Here is a 3,868-nt window from a genome sequence, read left to right as displayed (position 1 = left end):
GTGAAATCAGTAAACTCAGCCCAATAATTATGGTCACTTGTCTAAAGTGCTTTTTGAAGTGTAAATAGCGTCGATAGGAAGAGAGGTTTGGGTGTCGCTAAGTCGTTTATCTGAATGGCAGGTTCAGTTTGCTGCTAATATTCTCAAGGGTGGTGGAGTGATTGCACATCCGACCGAGGCGGTTTGGGGCTTGGCTTGTCATCCAGACAACAAGCAAGCCGTTTATAAGATCCTGGACTTGAAAACCAGACCCGTTGAAAAAGGCTTGATCTTGGTTTCAGGAGAGGCTTGTTATTTTGACGTTTTACTTAAGGATTTGCCCGAGGCACTTCAGCGTAAGTTTCTAGCGCCGGTTACGAGGCCGACTACTTGGTTGGTGCCAGATGAAGCCAACAGAGTGCCTTCATATATCAAGGGGCGGTTTTCAAGCGTTGCCTTGCGTCTTAGTACGCACCCTTTAATTGTTGAGCTTAGTCGACGAGTCGGAGCACCTCTGGTGTCTACTTCGGCTAATCCTTCTGGCAAGCATCCGGCAATGAACCTACGTGAAGCACGAGACTACTTTAGGGGGAGAGTTGATTATCTTCTGCCTGGCCGCCTTGGCGGCTTCGATAAACCTTCAGAAATTAGAGACCTGGTAAGCGGAGAGTCGCTACGGGTCTAGCGTTGGATAAACTCAGCGCATACAGAATAAATATTAGGAGTGAGTGCATGTTAGAACAGGTCAAAGCTTATTTGCTCGGTTTGCAAGATAGTATTTGTGAAGGGCTGGAGCAAAGTGATGGTCAGGCGCGCTTTGTAGAGGATGCCTGGGAGCGCCCTCAAGGTGGCGGTGGTCGAACTCGAGTGATTAAAGATGGGGCTGTTTTCGAGAAAGGGGGTGTTAACTTCTCTCATGTTTACGGGGACTCATTGCCGCCTTCGGCAACTAGTGCCAGACCTGAGTTGGCAGGTCGTCGCTTTCAGGCGATGGGTGTGTCTTTGGTTATGCACCCTCATAACCCCTATGTACCGACCTCTCATGCCAATGTTCGCTTCTTTATTGCGGAAAAGGACGGTGCTGAACCCATTTGGTGGTTCGGTGGTGGTTATGATTTAACGCCTTACTATGGTTTTGTAGAAGATTGCCAGCAATGGCATCAAGTTGCAGCGGAAGCTTGTGCGCCTTTTGGTGAAGAGGTTTACCCTAAGTATAAAAAGTGGTGCGATGAGTACTTTTACCTGAAACATCGGGACGAAGCGCGCGGAGTTGGCGGCTTATTCTTTGATGACTTGAATGAATGGGGCTTCGAAAAGAGCTTCGAATTTATGCAGGCCGTGGGCAATTCCTATGTGAAGGCGTATCGCCCGATCATCGAACGGCGCAAAGATAGCGAGTATGGCGAAAGGGAGCGACAGTTCCAATTGCATCGTCGTGGCCGTTATGTTGAGTTTAATCTAGTATTTGATCGCGGTACGCTATTTGGCCTCCAGTCTGGAGGGCGCACTGAGTCGATACTTATGTCGATGCCTCCGCTGGTCAGTTGGGATTACAACTATCAGACTAAAGCAGGTTCAAGAGAAGCTGAACTGACCGAGCGCTTTTTGCCGCATCAGGACTGGATCTGATAGTCTTCAGGGAGTAAGGAAAAATACATGTCAGATAAATATGCCGTTGTTGGGAACCCCGTTTCTCATAGTAAGTCTCCATTGATTCATAGCATGTTTGCTACGCAGACGAAGCAGGCACTTACTTACGATAAAATTGAAGCGCCAGTCGATGATTTTACATCAGTGGTCAAAGGCTTTTTTGCTCAGACAGAAGGAAAAGGCCTTAACGTTACCGTGCCTTTCAAAGAGCAAGCTTGGGACATGTGTGACAAGCGTAGCCTTGGTGCTGAAAAGGCTGGTGCTGTAAATACTTTGTACCTTGATGAGCAAGGCTTGCTTTGCGGTGACAATACAGATGGTTTGGGTTTAGTGTCCGACATTCAGGGGCATGGAATTAGCCTAAGTGGAAAAAAAATACTGATTTTAGGGGCAGGTGGTGCTGTAAGAGGCGTATTGCAGCCTATACTTGAAGAAAAGCCAAGCAAGGTTGTGGTGGCCAATAGAACCGTTAGTAAAGCGGATGCTTTGGTAGACTTGTTTCAAGATCAGGGGAGTATTGAAAGTTCGAGCTTTGAAGCCTTGAACGAAGCTTTTGACTTGGTGATTAATGGTACCTCGGCCAGTTTATCGGGTTCCTTGCCACCAATTTCGAAATCGATTATCGGTGCTGCGACGGTTGCCTACGACATGATGTACGGCTCAGAGCAGACTGTCTTTAATCGGTGGGCTGAAGAGGCAGGGGCATCCCAGACAATTGATGGTCTCGGGATGTTGGTCGGGCAGGCGGCAGAAGCTTTTCGTGTTTGGCGAGGCATTTTGCCCGAAACCTCTGAGGTCATGGCTAGGATTAGGGAAGAAAGCTGAGCGCTTGCTATAAAGTAAGGCTTGCAAGTGGCCGATAGGTAATAAGAATAAAACGGCCTGAATATTGCTTATTCAGCGTGACTACAATGAATTGTCAACAATGCGGCCAAATCTTGGCACATAGGTTTTGATTTTATGGATTTAGCGACCCTCATAGGTCTGATTTTTGGCTTTGTCATCGTCATTGGCGCGATTTTAATTGAATCCAGCATTATGGATTTCGTTAACGTGCCGGGGCTCGTTATTGTTGTCGTGGGTACGATAGCCATAACCCTGGTTAAATATCGCCTGACGTCAGTGGCCACTTCTTTCAAACTTGCCTTTTCAACTGTTTTTCTTGAACGTACTGAAAACCCGGTTATGTTGATTGAGAAGGTTCGGGAACTTTCGGGTATTGTTCGAAAAGAAGGGATTCTTGGCTTAGAAAATGCTGAAATTGAAGATGAGTTTTTGGCAAAGGGGATAGCCTTGTGTATAGATGGCCACCCTTCCGAGTTTATCGAAGAGCTATTGATTCAAGAGCTAGAACAGTCTATTGAGCGATATGATACTGCCGAAAAGGTCTTTCGTGGTGTGGCAGAAACAGCGCCAGGGCTAGGTATGTTGGGCACCTTGGTCGGCCTGGTTCAGATGTTGAATAATATGGCGGACCCCAGTTCAGTTGGCCCAGCGATGGCGGTGGCATTGTTGACCACCTTCTACGGTGCCTTTATCGCGCAAGTGGTGGCGATTCCCTTGGCTGATAAATTAAACCTAAAAGCAATGGATGAGCATCGTAATATGTCATTGGTTATTACCAGTGTTCAAAATATTCTGAAAGGTCAGAACCCTCGCGTTATTACCGAAGTCCTGGTTAGCTATTTACCGCCTGCCCAGCGTGAAATTGTTAAGGCAGAAGGGTAAGTACGATGAGGGCGATTCCTAGGCCAAAACCTAAGGCAAGTGGTTCGTCCGGCTGGATTGTCACCTTTGCGGACTTAATGTCTTTGCTGCTGACTTTTTTTATTCTGCTACTCAGCTTTTCCAAGATGGATCTTCAGAAATATGAAGTGATGGCGATAGCTATGGCTTCATCATTTGGCATCGAGGCTTTGACCGGTGAAAATAAGGCGGGAGGCGCAATTATTTTTGCTGAAGCGCCCGCTATTCCCCCACCACCCGCGACGACAGACGAGCAGTCTGAATTGGAGAAAGAGTTCGAAGACTTTGGCGACTCCGATATAGAGATGTTGGAAGAGCCTGAAGAGAAAGAGAGCGAGGCGGCACAAATAGACCCGAGTATCGATAAGCTCACAGAGAGTTTGGTTGATAGTCTGGAATCTGAAATCCTTTCTAATGCTTTATCTGTAAGTTATGACTCCAACAAAGTGGTTGTGCGTTTCTCTGAGGCGACTACTTTTCCATCAGGGAGTGA

At 47.1% G+C, this 3,868-nt stretch carries 5 protein-coding genes; all 5 read left to right on the top strand.

All coding sequences use genetic code 11. The features are described from left to right. Nucleotides 1-91: 91 nt before the first annotated feature. On the top strand, nucleotides 92-664 hold the full coding sequence (locus A3756_RS13045) for an L-threonylcarbamoyladenylate synthase (RefSeq protein ID WP_068512824.1): 573 nt from the start codon (nucleotides 92-94) through the stop codon (nucleotides 662-664). A gap of 47 nt (nucleotides 665-711) precedes the next feature. After that, nucleotides 712-1,608, top strand: a complete 897-nt coding sequence (hemF, locus tag A3756_RS13040; protein ID WP_068512821.1) for an oxygen-dependent coproporphyrinogen oxidase — start codon at nucleotides 712-714, stop codon at nucleotides 1,606-1,608. A gap of 27 nt (nucleotides 1,609-1,635) precedes the next feature. Beyond that, a complete protein-coding gene (aroE, locus tag A3756_RS13035) occupies nucleotides 1,636-2,454 on the top strand; it encodes a shikimate dehydrogenase (protein ID WP_068512817.1) in 819 nt (272 codons plus the stop codon). A 135-nt stretch (nucleotides 2,455-2,589) separates the two neighbouring features. Next, complete coding sequence (locus A3756_RS13030; protein WP_068553652.1) at nucleotides 2,590-3,357, top strand: MotA/TolQ/ExbB proton channel family protein; 768 nt, start codon at nucleotides 2,590-2,592, stop codon at nucleotides 3,355-3,357. A 5-nt stretch (nucleotides 3,358-3,362) separates the two neighbouring features. Next, a partial coding sequence (locus A3756_RS13025) for a flagellar motor protein MotB (RefSeq protein ID WP_304438883.1) occupies nucleotides 3,363-3,868 on the top strand: 506 nt, incomplete at its 3' end.

The sequence above is a fragment of the Oleiphilus sp. HI0086 genome, assembly GCF_001635225.1.
The sequence above is the reverse complement of the archived record's forward strand: the minus strand, read 5'-3'. Positions and strand labels throughout refer to the sequence as shown.

What these genes read in the sequence shown, in the direction of transcription:
- A3756_RS13030 (WP_068553652.1), top strand. Translation starts at nt 2,590, where the DNA reads ATGGATTTAGCGACCCTCATAGGTCTGATTTTTGGCTTTGTCATCGTC.
- aroE (WP_068512817.1), top strand. Translation starts at nt 1,636, where the DNA reads ATGTCAGATAAATATGCCGTTGTTGGGAACCCCGTTTCTCATAGTAAG.
- hemF (WP_068512821.1), top strand. Translation starts at nt 712, where the DNA reads ATGTTAGAACAGGTCAAAGCTTATTTGCTCGGTTTGCAAGATAGTATT.